Below are 23,740 nucleotides of genomic sequence, written 5' to 3'. Positions count from 1 at the left end.
GCTTTTTTCCTTGCTTGAATCAAAAAACAAACGGCACAGGGCTTTTCCCATGCCGTTTCGCTTTTCATTTTTATTCCCGGTTTTGTCTTGGAGTTTAACTTAATGACATTGCTCGCAAGGGTTCCTCTTTTCTTTTGCGCCGTTTAAGAACCCGATTGGGCGAATGAAAACTAGGCGCGAATGACTCTTTCGTGATACGATTTGATTGAATTCGGATAACAAATCAAGCAGCAGGGAGGGCGGTGGCACCCGGATGTCGTATACCATAAGAAATGACCGGCAAACGGAGGGCAGACCATGAGCAAGCTGCTGTCTCGAACTCACATCCGCCTTTATGTGTGGATTGGGATCATTTTTACTATCATAATCATTCCTTATTCCTTGTTCTTATCTAATCAGTTTTCAAAGTACGCTTATTCTCAGATGGATTTGTTTCATCGGGATAAAATTGTGCATACGGCCAGTCAAACCGAATTTATTCTAAACAAGCTGAAGACGTACGGGCTTAACATGTATGAGGATAACAATATCCAAGGCTGGCTCCAAAGGGACCGCTCGGATCCTCTGGCAGATATGGAAGTACTAAATACGTTAACTAACATCATGTCGACGGAATCATTCATTCAACGGGCATATCTCATTAATATGCGAACAAGGCAAGTGTTCGATTCGCAGACGGGTGTAACCGCATTCAATTCGTTTGTCGATGTACAGATGCTGAAGAGGGTGCAGGAGCAACAGTCGTTATTTCTTCAGTTTTTCACCCACGAAGTCCAAGGAACCCGACATTTAGCATTAATTGTCCCGTCTACGCCGACAAGGATGGACACCCGCGGTTACTTGGTCCTCTTGCTTAATAACACAGCGCTGCAAAATCATTTACTTGCGAACAACACGGAGATGGGCACCAATATTTTGGTTATAGACGAGAAGGGACGCAATGTTCTGGGCGGTACGGGGGGTGATGACGAAGTAGATATAATTTACGGCATTAGTATGCAATCAATGGCAAGCGGTGTGATCGATGCAGACAGTAAGAAGCAGCTGTTCGTTAATTCTGCATTGTTGCAGTCCCAGAAGTGGACGGTGTATTCGATCACCGAGATGAAGAGTTTTAAAAGCCAGGCGGAATCGTTTCAGAAACGCATCCTCATGTATTCCATCATCCTTCTAATTGTGCTGCTTGCGGCGGCCCTATGGAATTCTAGTCGAACCATAAGGCCGTTCCGCCGTCTTGCAGAACAGCTGCAGCGTAAGTTTACGGTGAACGATGCTAATTCGAACTTGGTCCCTTCAGCTCCAATCCGGGATGAATACAGCATGTTGAAGTACGGCATCGAGAAGCTATCCAGCCAAGTTGAAGAAATGCACGTTTCGCTTCGGGATCACTATCACATGCTCAAGACTGAATATATGCGACAGTGGCTGCTGAAGGGTAGAATAAGCCGTACCATGCGGCACGAGATTGCAGAAGTAACAGCAATTTTCGATTGGGAGGAGCTACGTCTTGTCGTCGTCAAGATCGAGTCGTATCATGAATTTATAGAACGTTACGATTTCGAATCCCGTAGACTCCTAAAATACGCCATATGCAACATTGCAGAGGAGGTGATTCTCGGCGAGGATGGATGTTTGGAATCGATCGACATGGCAGGCGATCATATCGTGTTCCTCATAGGTCTAGAGCGAACCGATTCCGAGATGAAGATCCTTCTTGAAACCATTAAGAGGCATTTGTTCGAACATATTCAAATAAACGTTGCCATCGCTATGAGCGATCCGAAGCACAAAGACGACGACCTGCGTGCAACGTACGATTTCGTTCAAGAGATGACACTGTTGAAATTCATAAGCGGGAGCGACCGGATTTACACCGAGATCGACTATGAACGTTACGTTCAAACGATGCAGCCGGTCGCCGAGTTGAAAAGTATTGACAAGCTTCTTGTTTCAGTGAAGGCCGGAAACGCTGAGCAGGTGACCGTACTTCTGGATCAGATGTTTATGCAATTGGCCGCGATGAAGCTATCGGAGTGCAAAGTGCAGTTGACTGTCATGCTGTTCGCCATTGTGAAGGAATTCGATAAACTGTCGGCCCTGCAAGGGGTGGACGGCATCGAGAAAAAGCTTGCCGGATTTCCAACGCTTCGAGATTTACGTCGATGGCTGGAGCGGGAGCTGCTCGACATTATATATCTGTTGAACAGCAGGCAGGGAATGGATCGCAAAGAAAAGCTGACGGAAGAAATGGTCACCTTTATTGATTACCATATCCACGACCCGATGCTATCGGCCGAGGATGTGGCAGGTCACGTCTCGCTGTCTGCAAAATATGTACGACAGATTTTTATGGAGACGCAGGAAAAATCGTTATCAGCCTATATTTTGGACCTTCGGATCAATAAAGTGAAAGAGCTGCTTGTGACAACGACGCTGTCGATAACGGATATCGGGGAGCGGTCCGGATTTTTAACGAAGAGTCATTTCTTTACAGCGTTCAAGAAAGCGACGGGCCTGACGCCGAATCAATACCGGCAGCAGTATTCCAGGGAGGGAGAGAAAACTAAATGAAGAAACGTCTCATAAAGAGGTTTATGCGGTGTTTTGCCATGCTGCTTTCCTTACTGTTGCTCGTTGGTTGCTTGGATGATCCTAAAGCGATAGAAGAGGATATCAACATTAAAACTGCTGGGGACCCTCCTTCCGCCACACTGAAAATTATGGTTCCAGGAGAACAGTCCCAAGATATGGGCCTCGTTATTGTTGAGGCGGAACGGCGAATGGCGGTGGAGGGATTGAACGTTCGGATCGATATGGAGTTTGTCCCATGGAACGATTTTGGTACGCGTTCCCAGGTAGCACTCGCTTCAGGCGAGGATATCGATCTTATTTTTGACGCACCATGGCTGCATTTACATGAAATGATCGCAAGCGGATATTATGAACCGCTGGATGTTCTTATCAAACAGTACGGGGAAACGATCATCGCCAAGCGTCCCATGCAAATGTGGGATGCGAACCGGTTCGATGGGAGGGTTATGGCGATCCCCCTCGGGGTCAGCCATGTGATGAGCCATTCCTATTTCATTAGAAAGGATATCCGGGAGAAGCTCGGAGTACCGCCGATCCGGAATTACGAGGACTTAATCCGCTTCGCTTATATCGTGAAGGAGAGGGTACCGGATGTCGTTCCCTTTATTGCGGGAGGTACAAGAAGCCAACAGCTGTACAGTCAGGTTGCCTTCCGCCATTATCATGATTCTGTTTTCCAAATTCGGCCGACTCAGGCACTGGACAGTAGTCTTATGCTTTATTATCAACATAACGACGGCAAGGTGCATAACGCTTTCGAGGAACTTAACTCTCCAATTCGGGAATGGGTCAAGGAAGCGCGGAGCCTGTATATCGACGGAATTATGCATAAAGACGTACTCGGCATCAAGGACTTTCAGGAACCCGGTTCAACCGGGAAGGTCGCCATTTTTCCGACTGGCTCTTTTGAAGTAGGAAGGCTTGCTAAGGAAAGGCTGCAGGAACGCATACCCGATGGGGAGCTTGAAAGCGTTACCTTCTTTAATGATAAACCAGGAGCGAACATATCGGACTATGCCCAGTGGAATTTCATTGCCATACCGGCCGTAAGCAAGCATAAGGAAGAGGCAATGCGGTTTTTGAATTGGGCGAATGAAAAATCAAATTACGATTTGCTCGCTTATGGGATTCAAGGGCTGCATTGGGAGCCTGTTGACGTCAACAAATTCAAACAGCTTAGCACTCGTTATAACCAACCGGCCTTTCTGTGGATCTGGAATCCTGAGGACGACCGTATTATGGTTAGCAACGAGAGGACGGAAAGATTATTTCAGTTTATCCGGGACGCTGACAATTTTGTGCCGGACGTACTTACTGGATTCGAGTTCGATAATAAGCCGGTACAAGCGCAGATGGACCGCTATAATCGGATCGAGGCTAAATATTATACTCCTTTATTTAATGGCGTGATCGATCCCGATCAAGCATGGGTTCAGTTTGAAGCGGAGGCTGGGTCCGAGCTGGAAGCGATCGGAAATGAGCTGCAAAGACAGGTGAATGCGTTTTTGAGAAAATGAAAATAGCGTCTTCCGACGCCTGGGCACGACTCTCCATTAAGAGGGTTATGTGCGTGGGAGGGGAGATTGCGCGGACTTTTAATGGATATATAATACATATTTACTAGAAATTATTGAAAGTGGTGATGCCCACTAATTTGAGATCTTGGAAAGTAGATCATTCCCAAAAAAAGAGAGGAGATGTAACAAGAACATGAAAATTTCCGCAAAACGCACGAGCAGTCTTATCCTTACTTTCATTTTGGCAGCCGCTTGGATGATTCCTTCCGCTTCTGCAGCATATTTACCAAAGAACGATCCGCGGTCGAATTACGCTTCTAACATCGCCCTAATTTACACCGGTTATTACAACCCTACAAATTATGACGGCGAAAAAATTGGGGATTACGATAAGGACAAATTTCTACCTTATGTCGGCTATTTGGATGAAAAAGGAAAAGCACAGGATGATTTCTTCGACTCGTTCCTCCTCTTGACGCTGCAATCCCCGCATGGGGGCAGCTTACATCGTTGGTACGATTGGGTTCCTAATTCCGTACCGGGACGGCTGCAGGACTGGCAATATGCCATGGAACGCCCTTTCGTAAAGAACCTGCAGCTTGACGCATTGGAGCAAGCCGTGAAGCAGGTAGGTCTCGATCTTGGGAATCGCGAAAAACACGTGAACGTCTACTTGACCATTCCGTTCCCCGATCCCGCCAGCAGGAGCTTCGGAGATTTCAATGGTGACGGCTTGTCTGATGATTTGATCCATCTCGACACGCGTAACGAACTCGTAAGCTGGTATATCGATGCCATGGTTGAGCGGTTTAAAAGCAAGGAATATAAACATTTGAAATTGGCGGGATTTTATTGGCTGCAGGAAGATTTAGACACTACGGTTGCCGGGGAAAAGGAGAACGTTCAAGCGACCGCCGATTATTTGAACGGGAAAGGGATGCGCCTTGGCTGGATCCCTTGGTCAGGAGCAGGCGAGAAGGCGAACGGTAACAGGCACGGGTATGATTTCACGCTTGTGCAGCCGAACCACTATTTCCAAGCGGACACCACGATTGAGCGAATTGAGGAAACCGCCGAGCTTTCGAGAAACAACGAGCAGGGGATTGAGATCGAATTTGACCAAAGGGCGATTGAAAACCCTTATTACCGCCAAGTCCTTTATAACTATCTCATCGGCGGCGTGAAATACGGATACATGGAAGATTCTATTCTCGCCTACTATCAAGACGTTTATGCCCTATATGATTTATACCATCATCGTAGTTTGATAGGACGAGAGCTTTACAAGGATATCTACCGATTTGCGAAAGGAACGTTCCTCGCACCAATCGGAAACGTAGAAGCACGCGTTCTGGACATAGACGGGAATCCGCTTGTAGGCGCTCAGGTGACGAATGATGAAGGCTTCACCGCAATGACTGATTCTAACGGCCGTTTAGAGGCGAACCATTTGTTTGCGATACAGCAAGCGTTCACCGTAACTAAGGACGGTTACCAGAGCCGGACGGTCCGATTCGACGTGAAGGAAGGAGTAACGATCCGTAAAGACATCGTATTGGCACAGAGCGGAGGACCGATCGCGGAACAAACCATAATCGCCGACTTCGAGGGTGAGTTTAACGTTGGCGGCAACGGCGTTGTCTATCGATCGTTCAATTCGGAGTTTGTTCATGGAGGTACACAGTCGTTGAAGGTCAATTTCCCAAGCGGTTGGGGACCGGTTCGAGCATTCATCGATTCGGGCTCCGAAGCGCTGAGCGGCTCCGACCGGCAATTCGTTAATTACGCGAATACCGATTGGAGCGGCTATGACGCGATCGGTATGGATGTGTACAATGCGACGAATGCCAAGCAAGTGCTCGAGCTCGAGTTTATGTACGACCAATACAGCTGGGGATCGTCGAGGTTGAAGCAGGTAAAGCTGGAGCCGGGGCAGTGGAATCGGGTGGAGGTCCCGTTAACTGAATTGCGCGATTCGGGCGTCAATCTGGAGAATGTGATCCGACTCACTCTGAGGATGACTAAATTTGAGACGAATGGAGCAACGTTGTATTTCGACGACATCGCCCTGTTAAAGTACGAGAACCAAGAGCGACCGGCGGATACTTATGTGGCGCTGCCTTCGTCAGTGCCAACAATGGATATTGGAGCACTATGGGTGCCAGTTGTCAAAAATCGCACATCACTGGATGAGCAAGGCGGGCATGCTGCTGTTGACGGCGCCTCGTTCGAATCCTCCAATCCGGATGTGTTGGCGGTCACTCTTGATGGCGGTGTGAGAGCGCTTGCCCCGGGGAAAGCGACATTACGCGCCATGGCAGGCGGCATCGAAGCGGAGTCGATTGTACTGGAGGTGTCCGGCCATACATTTCATGAGCTGAAGGGCGGTCGCTCGATGCTGTCATCAGGCGATAGGGCACCGATATCGCTGCGGAGCTTCTTTGATAACGGCTATCTTATTCCGCGGGCCGATGCAAATTATAGTTGGTCCGTGAAGGGCGATGCGGTTGTGTTGAACGACAAGGTGGGAGCCGATGGTACCGTCATAGCAAATGAGAAAACATTGGTCGGCGTAAGGAACGGAAGTGCCATTGTGTCGGTCACGATAGAGTACAACGGTAAAACAGAGACTCTAGAACGACTGGTTATCGTAACGCCAAAGAAATAGAAGGATATTAAACCAATTTGATAAAAGGGTGATCATGTATGCATCAAACACAAACTACAAGGAAGAAACGTTTCAAGCTTGGCCGCGCGGCTTTGGCGCTGTTGCTCGTCTCCGCGATAGGAATAACGGCCTGCTCCAACGATCAGAAAGCTGCAAATACGTCGAAGGAAGCCGTGGAAATTCAATTCTGGAATCCATTCACAGGCGATAGTGCAGGGGTTGTTGACGGTATCATCAAGAAGTTTAATGAAAGCCAAACCAACATCACCGTCAAAACATTAAGCAACCAGGATCCTCAGAAGCAACTGACCGCCATCTCAGGGGGGAACGCTCCGGACTTGGTCATAACGTACTGGAACAACGTCGGACCTTGGTCCAAGGCTGGAGCTGTGCAAAACTTGGATACCCTTGTCAAGTCTGCAAACTTTAATGTGGCAAAAATCATTCCTGCTGCGTTAAACCGAATGAAGGTGGACAATAGCATTTACGGATTCCCGATTTCCATGAGTATGGCGAATAAGCTGTTCTATAATAAAAAGACATTCGCCGAAGCTGGCATAACCGCACCTCCTGAGACATTGGAGGATATGTTCAACTACGCGAAACGGTTGACCAAGAAGGACGAGAAAGGCAACATTGCCAAAATTGGGTTCATTCCGGATTATCCTTGGATCGACAACGTCTTCTGGCCGATTATTTTCGGCGGCTCATGGGATGACGGCAAAGGAAAGCTGACCGCTAATCAGAAGGCTAACGTCAATGCGATCGAGTACCAGATGTCATACTATAAAGAATTTGGAAACGATGGAATCAGTAAATTCAAGTCGGGCATGGGTCAAATGAACACGCCGCAGGACCCGATTATTACGGGAAATCTCGCAATGATGATCGGCTGGGAGAACTGGTACAACGACAAGCGCGGCGAGAACGGCGAAATCGGCGTCGCCCCGTTCCCGTATCCAAAAGACCGTCCGGAATTGAAAAATTCCGGGATGGTCAGCCCCGTCGCTATGTTCATTCCTGCGAAATCGAAGCATCAGAAAGAAGCTTGGACCTTGATGCAGTACTTGTTGTCTGAAGACGTCCAGATCGAGTACTCGATTCAGAACAAAACAATTCCGGTCTTGCTAACCGCTCTTGACAATCCGAAGCTGAACGCAAACGAATCGACAAAAGTGCTGTGGGAGTTCTTCAAAAGCGCAAAGAATCCGAACCTGAACGGTTTCCCGAACAGCAGCTACATTAACGAATACTTGCAGGTGCTGAATGAAGAAACGGAAAAGGCGCTGAAAGGAACCATTTCAGGACAGGAAGCGATGGATACCGTAGTTAAAAAAATGCAGCCAAAGGCGGACGAAGCGAAAAAATAAAAAGTATGCACCCGGAAACGGCTGAGGCTTTCTCACCGTTTCCGGTTCATTCCAGGGATTGGAGGTTGTTGGACGATGGCGAGCAATATTGTCGGGATCAAGAAGCGCGAACGGAAGCGTCTTCTCATCGGCCTGTGCTTCATTAGCCCATGGTTGGTTGGATTACTGCTATTTCAATTGTTTCCGATCGTGTCTTCCTTCTACTACAGTTTGACGGAGTACAATTTATTCTCGCCCCCGAAATGGGTCGGTTTAAGAAACTATGGGGAATTGGTAATGGACGAGAAGGTGTGGTTGTCCTTGTACAATACACTGTTCATGGCCGTATTCGGTTTATTCCCTCACATTGCATTCGCCTTGGCGATTGCCATGCTCTTGAACAAGAAGGTAAAAGGGCTATCCGTTTACCGGACAATCTATTTTTTGCCTACCTTGGTGCCCGCGGTTGCGGCAACGCTGCTGTGGATGTGGCTATTGAATGCCCAATACGGTTTAATCAATGAGCTGCTAGGACGAATCGGGTTGCCTCAGCCGCTTTGGCTGCTTGATCCGAACTGGACGAAGCCCGCCTTGATCATGATGGGATTCTGGGGAACCGGGACAACCACGATCATGTATTTGGCTGCGCTGCAGGAGGTTCCCAAATTGTATTATGAGGCGGCGGAAATGGATGGAGCTAATGCATGGGATAAATTCCGGCATATTACGCTCCCAGTCATATCGCCCATGACGCTGTTCCATGTCGTGATGGGTCTCATTGGTGCTCTTCAATTGTTTACCCAAGGCTATGTCTTTGCCGAAGGGAACAAGCAATCGATGGGGGGGCCTGGAAATTCACTGTTATTTTACGCCATTTATTTGTACCAAACGGCATTCTCGTTTTTGAAGATGGGATATGCGTCGGCAATGGCTTGGTTATTGTTCCTTATCGTGTTCCTATTAACGATTATCGTGTTCAAGACTTCGGCAAAATGGGTGTTTTACGGGGGTGAACGGTAAATGCAAGGAAACGATGGGACACAACGAGCTGTTGAATCAAACGCAGAAAGATCGGGCCGAATTCGAACAGAGCGGCCGAATCCTGCTGCCCATATCCTCCTCGTCCTTGTTGGCATCCTGTTTCTAATGCCATTCGTTTGGCTGGTCATTACTTCGTTGAAGACAGACGAGGAAATATTCGTCGTACCCGTCCAGTGGTGGCCCAATGAACTGCAGTGGAACAATTATATCGAGGCTATTCGATCCATCCCGTTTTTTCTTTATACGTTCAACACGGTATGGATTGCGGCACTGAGCGTGCTCGGCGTCGTATTGTTAGCTCCTCTTGTCGCTTACGGTTTTGCCAGAATCGATTTTAAGGGCAGGAAGGTTCTGTTTATCGTCATGATGAGTACGTTAATGCTTCCGTTTCAAGTTACGATGATTCCCATTTACGTGATGTTCAATAAAATCGATCTCGTCGATTCCTATTGGCCGATAGTGCTTTCCTCCTGGTTCGGCACGGGTATGGCTTATTACATTTTTTTAATGCGGCAGTTTTTCATGGGGATTCCTCATGAGCTATCCGAATCCGCCAAAATTGACGGAGCGTCAGAATTCCGTATCTATGCGAGCATCATACTGCCGCTGTCAAAGCCGGCGGTCTTGACGGTGGGGCTGTTTACGTTCCTGGGCGCTTGGGGGGACTTCCAGGGTCCGTTGATTTACTTGAATGATCCTAATAAATGGACGCTGTCGATCGGTCTAAAACAGTACATTCGTGAAAACACAGTTGCATGGGGGCAATTAATGGCTGCTTCCACCTTGTTTACACTTCCGATTGTTATTCTGTACTTTTTCGTACAAAAGAAATTTATAGAAGGCATATCCATTACAGGAATAAAATAAAGCCTGTACAAGGCAAGGAGGAGCAGAGGTGGATACAAGGAAATTGGCAGTAATCGCCATGGAACACAGTGACTTGTCGGAGCTGCTGCTGGTCATCGAGCCGGAAGCTGTTTATTTGAAGCCCGGCGACCTATCGGACGCAGGCTTGGAACGCTTTGAGGCCATTGCGCTGCTTGGGGGCGTCTCTGCCGAGCCGCTCCTGCTGTCTCCCGAGGAACGGCTGATTGTCGAGAGAGAAATAAACAAGGGCAAGCGCATATTTGCTGAGTATGTAGCAAGCATTGGCCACATGTACGCTTCTCCGCCTGAAAGCACGCGATTCCAACGACTCGTATTTTGTGCGAATGATATTAATATAGACGGGTTAACGCTTGGGGATGTGTTGGACGATCAAAGCGGAATGCGGATCAAGCCGCATGAGATTGCTTGCTCGCACCGAAGGCCGATTCTTACGTTTACTTCCGCCCACACTCACGATTGGGTCGAGGTCAGCGAAGAGCTTCTAGGCCGGATTTCCGACAGGGCGCTTTGGTTCGAGGAGCCAGATCATTTGTTGGTTTGCTCTTTTCGGCTGAGCCAGTTTCGCAGAGCAAGATTCGCGCCTAAACGGAAAGTTTCGAAAGTGATCTCTTATATCGTAGGCTGGTTGCTCAAAAAGAATGTTAAACTGGATAATCTGCAGTTTGCTTACTCTTTTGATGAGTCGGGCCTTGAATTGGCCCCACTTGAGAAACGCATCTCCCGAAGCGTAAACCGGGCATTTGCTTGGTTCGAGAAATCGGGCGTATTGCGCGAGGAGGGGCGAGGTGGCGTATGGGAAGGAATGGGGACGGAAATCACATCGGATGGCAGCCAGCGAGTTAGTACGATTCGTCGTGTCGATTGCATCGGAGAGGTTTCTTTGCCTTATTTCTTAAACTATTTACGTTCCGCGAATGAACGGGATTTGCTCATATCAGAACGGCTGCACGACTATGTTTTCGATTGTTTCTTGAATACGGATCCAGGAGATCTCCATGGTATGATGCGTTGGACGGAGGAGGCGTGGGGCGTCTGCTACCAAGACGACGTCGCACGCGCCCTTATTCCCCATATGCTGAAGTGTCTATATACCGGATCCCGGTACCGATTGGACGAGACGGTTGACGCACTTCGCTTCCTTGTAAGGACGACAGGGACCGATGGAACTAGGGTATTCCGTACCGATAACATCTCGCTGACCCAGGAGCGAATTCGAACGCTTCAAAGCGAACCAGGGAACTTGCCTTCCGCCCACTATAACGGTTATTATTGGGCGGCCTTATTTCTTGGTTACAAACTGACTGGGGAACCGTCTTTTCTTGAGACCGGAGTCAGGGGCATGGAAACCATTATGAGCGTTTACCCGGAGACGATTCGAGAGCATAGCCAGACCCAGGAATATTGCCGAATCATTCTGCCGCTCGCATGGATGTACTGGGTCACCGGAAACCCGTTGCATCTAGAATGGTTGTACGAGGTTGTAGAAGATTTGCAATCGTTCAAACATTCATCAGGCGCGTATCTGGAATGGGATGATGGGCTCAAGGCAGCAATGCGGCATGGAATGGGAGAAGGGGAGAGCGCAATGCTCACTCGAAATGGCGATCCTGTAGCTGACCTACTCTACTCGAACAATTGGCTGCCGATCGCGTTCATGCAAGCTTATTTCGTCACGAAGGACAACCGATTTCTTGAATTATGGGAGGAGCACGTTTCTTTCCTCATCTCTGCTCAGCTTAAAAGCGACAACACGGCGATTGACGGAGCTTGGGCAAGAGCGTTCGATGTGACTCTTAAGGAAGTGTTCGGGTCATCGGCCGATGCCGGTTGGGGTCCCTGGGCAATCGAATCGGGATGGACAGTAGCGGAGATCACCTCAGGCTTGTTAATGGGACTATTAAAAGAGCAGTTGCAACACGCATATGAGTGATTTTTGAAAGGGCTGCCGCGTGGCAGCCCTTTGCTCCGACGAGCACGAGAGGAACGGAACGATGCCGGAACTGCTAGTGCTGGATGAAACCCAGCTGAAGCATTCACTCGACCGGGACATAGTGGCCGATATATCCCGAAAACGAACACTATTAAACATTGTTGCTATTAGCAAAATATTCACGAGTATCTTTGCGCGATTGAGGGGTTAAAATGCGATCAAGCTCTTCATTCAACCAAGTAAGTGACTTGTTACGCAGAACATTGCGCATACTATCTTCAGCTTCGAGCATAACTAAGTTAATCGTACAGGGAGAAGCTAGAGTGCATGCTGCATAGTCTTCATCACGGCAAAGATAGCTATTATTTTTGATGTTTTTACATTGAAAAATGGGGGTAGCACCTTCAACAGCTTCAACTACATCCCAAAAAGAAATTTCCGCAGGAGATTTGGCTAATTTATAGCCTCCTTTTACACCAGGGACAGAGCTTACGATACCAGCTTTTGTTAATTTACTAAAAATCTTCGAAAGATAGGTCTCCGAAACACCTTGAAAAGCGGAAAGCTCTTTAATCCCAATGGTAGAATCAGGAGGAATATCAATTAAATATACCAAGCAATGCAGTCCATATTCAACGCCAATACTATACTGCATGCAAACACCTGCTTTCTAGATATAAAGGTAGTTATTTAATCATCTTAGGTGGATTTAAAATCATTGTCAAATAGGGGTATTTGGGTATTTCAGCTAAATGACTCATGATTTTTGGTTGACAGCCATAAATTAAAGAGCTATATTGTGGATATATTTAATCGACGATTAATGTTGTCGGTTATATAATTATGGAGGCAAGATAAAACTTATTGTTCACGGAGGAGATTAATATGAAGGTTAGATTAAATCATAACAGTGCAAGCCCAGGTGCCTTGCAAGCGATGATGAAGTTGGAAGGGTTTATTAAGACAAGTGGGTTGGATGCAAAGCTATATGAATTCATTAAAATCAGAGCATCACAAATTAACGGGTGTGCTTATTGTATGGACATGCATACACGGGATTTGCGGAAAATGGGCGAGACGGAGCAGCGGATTTATTTACTTAGCGCATGGCGCGAAGCACCCTTTTATTCCGACAAAGAGAGAGTGGTGCTTGAGCTTACGGAAGCTGTAACCCGTATTTCCGAGCAAGGCGTGCCGCAGGATTTGTATGAAAGAGTTCGGGCACACGTGGATGAGGCAGAATATGTGGCAATCATTATGGCAATCAATACCATTAATGCATGGAATCGTATCGCCATCTCCACGGGGATGTTCCCTGAAAAGGAGTAAAGATAAGCTTTTATGTCTTCGTTTAATCGGCCGCACGTAAATAACAGATTTTTGCAGGCGAAATCCCCGTACATCGACTATGTGCGGGGGTTTGTGTTTATTTAAAGACCTGCAATATCCATGGTCCCTATTGATACATTGTTAGATTTCGGCGCTAATGAATCTGATTCGTTAACAAATTGTTTCAGCAATACGGATATACTCTTTCGGATGAGTTGTTTCAAATATATAATACCGTCAACAAACAACTATGGGCTAATTATGAAAGTGGAAATATTGTATTAGATGTTGTGCTAAACTCAAGATTTTTTTGGCCAAAGACTTTCGTATTCATCGATCTTTATACTAATGGGGTTGACACGACACCAAATGGTGACCTATAATCAAAGTGTCACTAAATGGTGTCCAATTAGGAGCAGTCATTTGGAAAGTTTGGAACCCGAATAAGTTTCACTTGAAACAATTATGAGGAGGTGGAGAAAGGAGAGGGTGTTGTGAGCGAGAATAACCAGTTGCGGGATGTGTTTGACGCGATTGCAGATCCAACTAGGCGCCGATTGATTCGTCTGTTAGCAGAGGCAGAGGAGATACCGCTTCATGAATTAACGGCACAGTTTCAAATGGGCCGCACAGCGGTATCCAAGCATTTGACAATCCTTAAAGAGGCCGGCCTGGTACTTGATCGAAAAGTTGGCAGAGAAACGCGATTTAGGCTAAACGCCTCTCCACTCAGAGAAATTCAAGATTGGTTGGCTTTCTACAGCAAGTTCTGGAGTACGAATATGTTACGTTTGCATCAACTATTAGAGGAGGAAGAAGAATGAGTTTAACATTATCCTTGGATTATCAGTACACTACATCGATCGAGAAGGCTTGGTCCGCCTTAACCGATTCAAGCAAGCTTGCCAAGTGGATCATGGAAAATGATTTTAAGCCCGTCGTAGGACACCGTTTCCAGTTTCGCACGCAGCCGTCCGAATGGTGGGATGGAATTATTAACGGCGAAGTGCTTATCGTGGAGGCACCAAACCGGTTGTCCTATACTTTTGCCAGCGGTGGGGAGACGCACACGGTCACCTGGACGCTGCAAGAATTAGGGGACGGAAAGGTTAACCTTCATCTGGAACAATCCGGATTCTCAAATGCTCAAGGACTCGAAGGCGCTAGGTATGGCTGGGGTAATTGGTTCGGCGAGTTTGAAAAGGTATTGGAACAATAACCGCATTCGGTGCTTGACCCGAATCACCATAAACCGGCTGCAAATTACATGCAGCCGGTTTATGGTGATTCGGACAATCTGATAAGTTCTTGTCGTCTTTGTGGAAAGATATACTTTACATAGCCCGGAGTTCAGTTCCCATTATTAATGATTGAAGAATGGAGAACATGTGGGGGCAGCCATCTCTTTGCCCGACTTTCTATGCACGATGAATGGTACAATGTGAATATAAGTAGAAATTATCACTATCGGAAGGATGTTAAGCATGAGCGAATCTAATCAGGAGTATATCGTGATCTCGGGTGCGAGGGAAAACAATCTCAAGAATGTATCCTTGCGCATTCCCAAGCGGAAGATCACGATCTTCACCGGGGTATCCGGATCCGGCAAGTCATCGATCGTCTTCGATACGATCGCAGCAGAATCCACGCGATTGCTGAATGAGAACTTCAGCATGTTCGTGCGCAATTTCCTGCCTCGCGTTCCGCAGCCGGATACGGACGCGATCGAGAACCTGAGCATGGCTGTTATTGTGGATCAGAAGCGGTTGGGCGGCGGTTCCCATTCCACGATGGGCACGATTACCGATATCTCTCCTATTCTGCGTCTTCTCTTCTCCCGAGTGGGGCAGCCCTATGTTGGACAAGCGCACATGTTCTCGTTTAACGATCCGCAAGGCATGTGTCCCGAATGCAACGGGATCGGTCGCAGACTGGGCGTCGACATGAGTAAGGCGGTGGATATGTCCAAGTCCTTGAATGAAGGGGCCATCATGCTGCCGGACTATACGGTGAACGGCTGGGAATGGAACATGGTCGTGCAATCGGGGTCCTTCGATCTCGATAAGAATCTGAACGATTATTCGGATGAGGAACTGGAGCAACTGCTGTACGCCAAGGCGAGGAAAGTGGAGATGGATTTCGCCGGGAAGGCAATGAATATTACAGTGGAAGGCATCATCGAGAAGTTCACCAACAAGTACATCAAGCAGGATGTGAAGACAAAGTCCGAGCGCACACAACGAGCAGTTATGCCATTCATCTCCGAGGGTCCCTGCTCCAGCTGCCGCGGCGCGAGACTCAGTCGGGCCGCGCTTAACTGCAGGATCAACGGATTCAACATTGCGGAGATGTCCTCTATGGAGGTCGGACAGCTCATCCGCGTCATTCGGGAGATTGACGATCCTGTCGCCGCGCCGGTCATCAAGTCGCTGACGGAGCGGTTACAGCATCTAGTGGATATTGGACTTGACTATTTGATGCTGGACCGTGAGACAGATACATTGTCCGGCGGCGAGTCGCAGCGCGTCAAGATGGTGAAGCACCTGAGCGGCAGTCTGGTGGATGTCACTTACATCTTCGATGAGCCCAGCATCGGCTTGCACCCCCGTGATGTACACCGATTGAATGAATTGCTTCAGAAGCTGCGCGAGAAGGGCAATACCGTGATTGTCGTCGAGCATGATCCCGATGTGATCAAGCTGGCGGATCATATCGTCGATGTCGGGCCTCACGCTGGAAGCCGCGGCGGTACTATCGTATATGAAGGCAGCTTTCAAGGCCTGCTGGAGGCAGGTACATTGACAGGCAACTATATGAAGCGGCCGCTCCAGCTGAAGCATGATTTCAGGCAACCATCCGGCAAGTTATCCATCAAGAATGCCACCCTGCACAATCTGCGGAACGTGAGTGTAGATATTCCAACCGGAGTCCTGACCGTAGTTACGGGTGTAGCCGGCTCAGGCAAGAGTACACTGATTAACGACGTATTCCTCAGCCAACATCCGGATGCGATCGTCATCGACCAATCGGCGGTAGGAGTGTCAACACGCTCGAATCCCGCGACCTACACGGGCATTATGGATGATGTGCGCAAGGCGTTTGCTTCCGCGAACAAGGTCAACCAAGGCTTGTTCAGCTTCAACTCCAAGGGGGCTTGCGAGAACTGCCAAGGGCTGGGTGTTGTGTATACAGACCTTGCATTCCTCGACAGCGTGAAGCTGCCATGCGAAGTATGCGGAGGTAGACGGTTCAAGGAAGAGGTGCTCGAGTACAAGCTGAACGGAAAGTCAATCGCAGATGTGCTGCAGATGACTGTGGAGCAGGCATTGGATTTTTTTCAGCTAAAAGAGGTTGTGCGCAAGCTCCAGGCTATGAGTGATGTGGGGCTGAATTATATTACACTCGGCCAGCCGCTCAGCACGCTCTCGGGCGGGGAATGCCAGCGCATCAAGCTGGCAAGCGAGCTGCATAAGAAGGGCAGCATCTACATGATGGACGAGCCTACGACCGGCCTACATATGTCAGATATCGGTCACCTTCTGGGGATCATGAACCGCCTCGTGGATGCCGGCAATACGGTGATCGTCATCGAGCACAACCTCGATGTGATCAGTCAAGCGGATTGGATCATTGATATGGGACCGGACGGAGGCAGCAAGGGTGGTCAGGTGGTGTTCGAGGGCAAACCGGCGCAGATCATGCATGCGGAGCAGTCGATCACGGGAAAATACTTGATGTAATGCATCAACTCCACTTTAGTAATTATGGGATTCGTAATTTCTTAGCATGACAAGGAGAACATATTAAAAGGTAAACTTACGTATGATCAACCAGGGCTGCCAGCAGAATCGGCAGCCTTTCGCTTAAGTAACGGGCAGATGGAGGCTTATACTGTGTTTTGCAGTAGAGGGGAGGCAACTTATTTTTATAAGTGCAAAAATTCATCATATTACCAGAGAACTCCTTTCAGCGAAGAAAATAATTAGAACCTACTCAATATTTTGCCTGTTTCCTTTTCCCCCAAGGCTTGTAGTAAGAAACAATAACCAAGGTAATCAAAAGAGCAAAAGAAATCCCGAGACCCACAAAAATCATCAATCGGTTCGATAAGTAAAAGGGGTTTTGGAGCGGATGAACTGCATCAGCGAATGAGGTGGAAAAATTGTCATGGAGCCAAACCCTCATGAAATTAGCCCCAAAAACAACAGCGGTAATATTGCCAACCCACTTCACAATGACCCAATAATGCTTGGCAACCCCCCATTGCGTGCGAATCGCCAACCAAATACCCGATAATAATGATCCTATCCCGCCTGGAATGATTAGGAACCAATCAAAATACTGAATGTATAGATGAGCGGCATAGATCATTTCTCTGCTATCTGTAAATTTCGTAGCCGCCACCATAACCAATGAACCCAACAAGCCTCCGAAGTAAATAATGACAAAAAGAATATGTGCAACTAACCAACCGTTCTTTTGCTTCTGATTAAATTTGGATCGGTTCTTTCCTAAACGGTTCAAAACATAAATAATGATCAAAAACCCAATCGGCATGACTAACAAATTTAAAACTAACAACATGGAAAACTCCTCCTCTTTTTTTGCTTAAACTTAATCTAACACTGTTAGATACCTAACGTTGTTAGATTACTGCATGTATGTTATATTGTCAAGTAGGGGGGGAATATACATTGTCATCACAAAGTAAAGATAAGGACTTTTCTTCAAGCGAGACCATCGATAAGAATAGAATCGTTAAAGCGGCTCTTCATCAATTGAATCATCAGGGTATTGACGGATTATCCATGAGAAGATTAGCGGATCTTTTGGGGATTCGGGCCGCATCCCTGTATTGGCATGTGAAGAATAAAGCGGAGCTGCTCCAGCTAATTGCGGATTCGTTCATGAAAGAAATTACTTACCCGGAATCCAGCCTTTCCTGGCAAGAACAATTGATCACGATAGCTCATCAGTATCGGCGTATCTTATTGACCTATCGTGATTCCGCACAAATCATGGCAGATACACCTCCTTTTACTCCTCATCGTTTGAGGGTGATTGAATATATATACCGTTTATACGAGAAGTCCGGTCTATCAGAAGAAGATATCCCTCTTGCTGCTGCTCTTTATAACAATTTTGTAGTTTCTTTCGTTATGGATGAAGTCAGGATATTGAAACAAATTAATGCTGTTCGTACGAACGAAAGCACCTTCTCAACTGAAATTCCACAAGACATGCTCCAAGGAATTCCTGTGAAGGAATTCCCGCTTTTCAGTAAACTTACCTTCGCTTCCAAGAGTCTGGATATGGATCAGCAGTTTAATTTCGGTCTCCAGGTACTGATCGAAGGCTTGAAAGCAAAAATAAAGAAGAACCCTTCTAATTCCTAGAAAGGTTCTGCAATAGGGTTAATAAAGAAAATCACGTTAACAAGGCCATTGCTTTTTCCAACGCAGGCACTGCCCTTCTGGAGGCCAAAGTCGAGTATTATAGGAGTTGATAATGTCCTATATCGTTGATTTTATAAATGTGTCTACGGTTGGTTTAGAGTCTTCACCTGTAATAGAAGCGCTTGCTGGTTTACGTGCTAATGTGTTCGCCGCCGGATTGTTTGTCGGGGAAATCGCCGGAATTCGCCATTTGGGATGGCGGCCGCCATCCCAAATTTCACTGCCAATAGCCTAATTCCTTCTGTACAATGACGGAGGATTAGGCTAATTTAGTTTAAAAAAAGGCTATGTTAAATCCAATGTTGATATTGATACTTTCGAATATATGGCATGTTCTTTTGTAGCTGGCAGACAGTTATACAAAAGTCCATGCAGGTATATTTATCCATAAGGCGAATGATGAAGGAGTACAATTAATTTTATAGGAGGCTATTTAAAATGGTTGAAACAATTATAAACAGTGTCTCATTTCTACAAGTTCCAGTTAAAAATCTTGAGGAATCTATGGAATGGTACATAAGTAAACTAGGATTCGAGCTGCACTTTAAACGACCGGACAATAAAATGGCAATAGTCGCTCTCCCTTCGGGTCCATCGATCTTTCTGTGCGAAAGGGAATTGCACCAGGGAACGATGTCGGTAGTTATCGGTTTTGAAGCAGCGGATATCGCAAAGTTGCTGTCCGACCTAAAGAGTAAAGAGGTACAAATTGGCGAGGTAAGAAAAGAAAGAGGGGCTATTAAAACTGAATCCGGAGAAACAGAGATCCTTGGAATGGATTTCGATTTTTATGACCCTAGCGGAAATATGTTAGTGGCTCATGGTAAATCAAATTTCGTAGAGTAGATCTCTGCCGTAGTTCCATGCACAAGCACGAATGTAAGCCGCTGCTGCTCAGGCAGACGGCAGCTTACGTCCGATTCAATAGCGCCACGCCACCAGAGCCATTCGCCTTCGGTATAAAGGGGAATAATAATACCCGCGGGGAGTAAACCTGTAATCGGAATATTGGAATTGATGAATCCGGGCGATAAGGAAACATGTTAAACATCCTCTCAAAATGACAAATATCAGCTTATGCCCAATGCGTTCTAGAGCCCCCGCACACGATCCTCCGGCAAAAAATGCTTCCCCTCAGGAACAATCGATTAGCCATACGACAATTGTTAGTTCAATCCGCAACTTCCACCCCAGCAAATAAGACGGGCAAATAACGGGTTTATCGATGTCATCCAAGGTGCTATAGATAGTTGAACTAACGGATATCGAGAGTTCCATAAATACGATCGCGGCTGCGGTTTGATCCTTTTTTGTTGAACGGGAGATTTGTTTAATAAATACCTGGATTCTGCAAACGAAATAGGAGCAGATTGCCTAAGTGCATCTGCTCCTTAATATAACATCTAATATTAACGAATTATTTCTGGTTCTTTTGCGTAAACAGAACGTGTCGGTGGTCTTTCGAAATAGCGATTGTTAGATATCAAGTTTACGGGTACCGATCCATTTCACCATTTCAGGATCGTTATGTGAAAAGAATAGGCTCTGTTTCGTATCTAACGTAGTAATCGATTCCATATCCTCTTGGTTTAAATCAAAATCAAAGATATTGAAGTTTTCGATAATTCTTTCTTTACGAACAGACTTTGGAATCACAACTACTTCTCTTTGTGTCAACCAACGTAAAACCACCTGAGCAACGGATTTATTATACTTTTCAGCTATGGATATCAATAACTCATTCTGGAACAAATTATTTTTCCCTTCAGCAAAAGGCGCCCAGGATTGGATCTGAACATTGTTCTCTTTCATAAATTTCGCACTTTCGATTTGCTGGTTGAAAGGGTGCGTTTCAACCTGGTTTACGGCAGGAACTACTTCATTATGAATGATCAAATCGATCAGACGATCCTTCTGGAAGTTACTAACGCCAATTGCACGGACCTTTCCTTCACGATACAATTCCTCCATAGCGCTCCAAGAACCATACACATCGCCAAATGGCTGATGAATTAAATACAAATCCAAATAATCCAATTGCAATCTTTCCAGTGATTTTTCAAATGCTTTTTTTGTGCGCTCATAACCGGCATCCTGAACCCAAAGTTTCGTAGTGATAAATAAATCCTCTCTTGCCACACTACTGCGTTTGATTGCTCTGCCAACTGCTTCTTCATTTAAATAAGAGGCAGCGGTATCAATCAGACGATATCCTGCCATAATAGCATCATAAACGCTTTGTTCACATTCATTTGCATCTGGAATCTGAAAAACACCAAAACCGAGTATAGGCATCTCAACACCATTGTTCAAAATTACTTTTTGCATATATAACTCTCCAGTTTTTTAAAATTATTTGTAAATCGATTTGATCTTATTCATTACATCCATAACAGGCTTACTCCGCCGCCGATAACGATACGCCGACGGAAGTAGCGACCTCATCTAAAATACCTGAGATCACGAATTGTGACGTACCGACCAAAAAGCTGATAAGGGTCAGCATGTAAATTTTCCAGGTGTTGCTCATTGCAATGTATCCCCCTTTTCACATCCTTATTATGCACCAGATGACAAAGCGACCGTTATCCCATTAGTGCCAAATGTTTGCCTAATCCTCTCACCACCACTTATTTAACAGACGAATATGGACTATAATCGAACTATAAAGAATAGGAACAAGGAGAATCAAATGTCTGAAAGAATCACTAAACAGCAGAATGAGCTCGCCCAAATCATTGAGCGCTATTCAGAGAAGGACGGTGTTCACCCAACTGCTATTCCGTCCTTATTTTTCATGCGTGTCTCGAATGCGGCCGGACAAAGCCTCCACGGAGTTTACAAGCCTTCCTTCTGCATGGTAGTTCAAGGGGCGAAGGAGGTATGGCTAGCGCAGGAGCGCTTTAGGTACAGTCCTGCCGATTACCTTGTTGCATCCGTTCACTTGCCAGTTACCGCCCAAGTCACTGAAGCCACTCCCGATGTTCCATATTTGGGTTTTAAACTTGAAATTACACCGAGTCAAATCTTAGAGGTTTTACATGATTCTGAAATTCGAGTTGATCCGAAAGAAAATCCTAAGCGAGCTATGTTTGTCAGCCAGATAGATTCATCGTTGTTAGATGCGGTCATCAGGTTAGCTCGTTTGCTTGATAATCCTAAAGATATTCCTGTGCTTGCTCCACTATTTACGAAGGAAATTCTTTATCGGGTGCTGCAAGATCAGAATGGGATTATTTTGGAGCAAATTGTAATGGAAGGAAGCTCAGCCCATCAAATCAAAGATGTTATTGAACAAATAATGAATAACTATGATAATTCTTTTCGGATTGAAGAACTTGCCGAAATAGCGAATATGAGTATTTCTTCGTTACATAGACACTTTAAAGAAATCACTGCTATGAGCCCTCTTCAATTCCAAAAACAGCTTCGGTTGCAAGAAGCCCGGCGCCTATTATTAACGGAGTCAGCGGATGCTTCTGAGGTTGCCTACCGGGTAGGCTACGAAAGTGCATCTCAGTTTAGCCGTGAATATTCTCGCATGTTTGGTTTTCCTCCCAAAGCTGACATAAAGCGTCTGAAGGAAACATATGACCAGGCACAGGTAATTACTGAGCCAGTATTTGCTGAATCCAAAGTGTGAGAACCCGTTCAGTAACACTGCGGATACGGCACGGAAATTCCTCCGATTATCCTTAAGCAGTTAGTTCGAGCTAATCTAGAAAAGGCCAAATAGAAACTCTCTCATCAATATCAGATGGGGAAATCTATTTGGTTTTTTTTATTAGTTAAATATAGGTGGAGCACTTGAGAGAAATAGGCAATCATTTAAGATAATCAGGATATCGATTTCTTTATGATTAGTTGCATAATTAAACTACGCAGGGTCTGACTTTTTGGACGAACCGATATGCTGGTCAATAATGCTGGATATGTAACTTGGCATATTGCAATGGCTAATTTTGGAGGAGGAAAAAAATTGAAAAAACTATTATTAATTGCCTTCGGTTTAGTTACTGCCTTCTCATTCTCTGCATGTGGAAGTAACTACAATGACATGACAAACAGTACTCGGCAAGCGGAGCAGTCTGCAACTGATAGTGCTATGACAAACAGTACTGGGCAGGCGGAACCTCCTGGAACTGACAGTGAACAAGTTAAACTCCCTGCGAACTACGATAAGGGCGTGCTCTATACGACTGTGACTCGTGGAAATGCCAAAGAGTTGCTCTATTCGAGTCGGGAAACTATCGAAGCGGTGAAAACCGGCAAGCCGTTCCCCAGCGGAACCGTATTGACTCTCGAGATCTACAGGGATGGAAAACTATCCGACATTTTTGTCTCGGAAAAGCGCACTGGGTGGGGCGATCAGAACTCTCCTAAGAAGAGCAATGGAGATTGGCGATACCAGGCTTTCACTGCTGATAAGTCAGTTAATACCAAGAGAAACATCGAGAGTTGCATTTCTTGTCACGCAAGTCAGGTACGGGATGACTTCGTGTACACGTACGATGAGATGAAGAGCCTCAAACCTGAGGATTTTATGGCATCGAAGGATAGTGGTACGGAATCGAGGCTTGCAGGTATCTCTTTGAGAGATTGGGAGGTAAATGCATTAAAAGATTACATGGCTAATCTATAATCCGAAAAAACGTCATAAGATAATAAGTTATGGAGGTAAGCTTTTGAATCCAAATATGTTAATTAAGCTGGTCATTGACCTTGTTATGACAGTATCCATGTTAGTAGTGATGGCTTATCATATTACTGGAAATATGATCCACGAACTGGTTGGTGTTTTCTTGTTAGTATTGTTTATGTTTCACAATATCTTAAATCGACGGTGGTATAAAACGATTTTTAGGGGAAAGTACAATGTACAACAAATTCTTAGCATAGCGGTTAATTTGCTATTTCTATTCACGATCGCTGTGGCACTGATTAGTGCCGTGCCAATTTCACGTGACATA

General features: G+C 46.1%; 18 protein-coding genes and 2 pseudogenes. 16 read left to right on the top strand and 4 right to left on the bottom strand.

Translation table 11 applies throughout. The features are described from left to right. The first annotated feature begins 297 nt into the window (after nucleotides 1-297). From AC58QD_RS06925 to AC58QD_RS06895, 7 genes are all read left to right on the top strand, one after another. Nucleotides 298-2,571 (top strand): AraC family transcriptional regulator, encoded by a 2,274-nt coding sequence (locus tag AC58QD_RS06925; protein WP_497331371.1) that lies wholly within the window; start codon nucleotides 298-300, stop codon nucleotides 2,569-2,571. Next, the gene (locus AC58QD_RS06920; protein ID WP_497331369.1) at nucleotides 2,568-4,109 is read left to right on the top strand and encodes an extracellular solute-binding protein; all 1,542 of its coding nucleotides are present in this window, start codon (nucleotides 2,568-2,570) and stop codon (nucleotides 4,107-4,109) included. The genes AC58QD_RS06925 and AC58QD_RS06920 overlap by 4 nt, the downstream gene beginning before the upstream one ends. Nucleotides 4,110-4,302: 193 nt before the next feature. Then, a complete protein-coding gene (locus tag AC58QD_RS06915; RefSeq protein WP_497331367.1) occupies nucleotides 4,303-6,777 on the top strand; it encodes a DUF4855 domain-containing protein in 2,475 nt (824 codons plus the stop codon). A gap of 38 nt (nucleotides 6,778-6,815) precedes the next feature. Next, nucleotides 6,816-8,147 carry an ABC transporter substrate-binding protein gene (locus AC58QD_RS06910; protein ID WP_497331362.1) on the top strand — a complete coding sequence of 444 codons (1,332 nt, stop codon included), beginning with the start codon at nucleotides 6,816-6,818 and terminating at the stop codon, nucleotides 8,145-8,147. Between the two features lie 75 nt (nucleotides 8,148-8,222). Further along, nucleotides 8,223-9,146 (top strand): carbohydrate ABC transporter permease, encoded by a 924-nt coding sequence (locus AC58QD_RS06905; RefSeq protein WP_497331360.1) that lies wholly within the window; start codon nucleotides 8,223-8,225, stop codon nucleotides 9,144-9,146. Further along, entirely contained in the window at nucleotides 9,147-10,034 is an 888-nt protein-coding gene (locus AC58QD_RS06900) for a carbohydrate ABC transporter permease (RefSeq protein ID WP_497331358.1), read from the top strand. A 28-nt stretch (nucleotides 10,035-10,062) separates the two neighbouring features. Next, complete coding sequence (locus tag AC58QD_RS06895; RefSeq protein WP_497331356.1) at nucleotides 10,063-11,985, top strand: hypothetical protein; 1,923 nt, start codon at nucleotides 10,063-10,065, stop codon at nucleotides 11,983-11,985. Between the two features lie 151 nt (nucleotides 11,986-12,136). On the opposite strand, the gene AC58QD_RS06890 is transcribed toward AC58QD_RS06895, so the two are convergent. Beyond that, nucleotides 12,137-12,640 (bottom strand): RrF2 family transcriptional regulator, encoded by a 504-nt coding sequence (locus AC58QD_RS06890; protein ID WP_497331354.1) that lies wholly within the window; start codon nucleotides 12,638-12,640, stop codon nucleotides 12,137-12,139. A gap of 230 nt (nucleotides 12,641-12,870) precedes the next feature. Between AC58QD_RS06890 and AC58QD_RS06885 the strand changes: the two genes are divergently transcribed. The 4 genes from AC58QD_RS06885 to AC58QD_RS06870 all read left to right on the top strand — a co-directional run bounded on the left by AC58QD_RS06885 (nucleotide 12,871) and on the right by AC58QD_RS06870 (nucleotide 17,054). After that, a complete protein-coding gene (locus tag AC58QD_RS06885) occupies nucleotides 12,871-13,314 on the top strand; it encodes a carboxymuconolactone decarboxylase family protein (RefSeq protein WP_497331352.1) in 444 nt (147 codons plus the stop codon). A gap of 494 nt (nucleotides 13,315-13,808) precedes the next feature. Then, entirely contained in the window at nucleotides 13,809-14,138 is a 330-nt protein-coding gene (locus tag AC58QD_RS06880; RefSeq protein WP_497331350.1) for an ArsR/SmtB family transcription factor, read from the top strand. After that, on the top strand, nucleotides 14,135-14,533 hold the full coding sequence (locus tag AC58QD_RS06875; protein ID WP_497331348.1) for an SRPBCC family protein: 399 nt from the start codon (nucleotides 14,135-14,137) through the stop codon (nucleotides 14,531-14,533). The genes AC58QD_RS06880 and AC58QD_RS06875 overlap by 4 nt, the downstream gene beginning before the upstream one ends. 265 nt (nucleotides 14,534-14,798) lie before the next feature. Next, nucleotides 14,799-17,054 (top strand): ATP-binding cassette domain-containing protein, encoded by a 2,256-nt coding sequence (locus AC58QD_RS06870; RefSeq protein WP_497331346.1) that lies wholly within the window; start codon nucleotides 14,799-14,801, stop codon nucleotides 17,052-17,054. 253 nt (nucleotides 17,055-17,307) lie between these two features. Here the strand turns inward: AC58QD_RS06870 and AC58QD_RS06865 are convergent, their stop codons facing one another. Then, nucleotides 17,308-17,898 (bottom strand): DUF2269 family protein, encoded by a 591-nt coding sequence (locus AC58QD_RS06865; protein ID WP_497331344.1) that lies wholly within the window; start codon nucleotides 17,896-17,898, stop codon nucleotides 17,308-17,310. Nucleotides 17,899-18,008: 110 nt separating this feature from the next. On the opposite strand from AC58QD_RS06865, the gene AC58QD_RS06860 reads away from it, so the two are divergent. From AC58QD_RS06860 to AC58QD_RS06850, 3 genes and pseudogenes are all read left to right on the top strand, one after another. After that, a complete protein-coding gene (locus AC58QD_RS06860; protein ID WP_497331342.1) occupies nucleotides 18,009-18,710 on the top strand; it encodes a TetR/AcrR family transcriptional regulator in 702 nt (233 codons plus the stop codon). A 112-nt stretch (nucleotides 18,711-18,822) separates the two neighbouring features. Continuing rightward, nucleotides 18,823-18,912, top strand: a pseudogene (locus AC58QD_RS06855) (DUF8821 family protein); the annotation flags it as partial. 296 nt (nucleotides 18,913-19,208) lie between these two features. Beyond that, nucleotides 19,209-19,616, top strand: coding sequence for a VOC family protein (locus tag AC58QD_RS06850; RefSeq protein ID WP_497331340.1), 408 nt, complete (start codon nucleotides 19,209-19,211; stop codon nucleotides 19,614-19,616). A gap of 630 nt (nucleotides 19,617-20,246) precedes the next feature. Here AC58QD_RS06850 and AC58QD_RS06845 read toward each other — a convergent pair. After that, nucleotides 20,247-21,098 (bottom strand): aldo/keto reductase, encoded by an 852-nt coding sequence (locus AC58QD_RS06845; RefSeq protein ID WP_497331338.1) that lies wholly within the window; start codon nucleotides 21,096-21,098, stop codon nucleotides 20,247-20,249. A gap of 76 nt (nucleotides 21,099-21,174) precedes the next feature. After that, nucleotides 21,175-21,300 (bottom strand): annotated as a pseudogene (locus AC58QD_RS06840) (MFS transporter); the annotation flags it as partial. A 162-nt stretch (nucleotides 21,301-21,462) separates the two neighbouring features. Between AC58QD_RS06840 and AC58QD_RS06835 the strand changes: the two are divergent. After that, nucleotides 21,463-22,413, top strand: coding sequence for an AraC family transcriptional regulator (locus tag AC58QD_RS06835; RefSeq protein ID WP_497331336.1), 951 nt, complete (start codon nucleotides 21,463-21,465; stop codon nucleotides 22,411-22,413). A gap of 267 nt (nucleotides 22,414-22,680) precedes the next feature. After that, nucleotides 22,681-23,412 carry a cytochrome P460 family protein gene (locus tag AC58QD_RS06830; RefSeq protein WP_497331334.1) on the top strand — a complete coding sequence of 244 codons (732 nt, stop codon included), beginning with the start codon at nucleotides 22,681-22,683 and terminating at the stop codon, nucleotides 23,410-23,412. Nucleotides 23,413-23,740 lie beyond the last annotated feature (328 nt).

The organism is Paenibacillus sp. J2R1T-4, from assembly GCF_059692235.1.
Note: the sequence above shows the minus strand (reverse complement) of the source record. Positions and strands in the feature narration are given on the sequence as shown.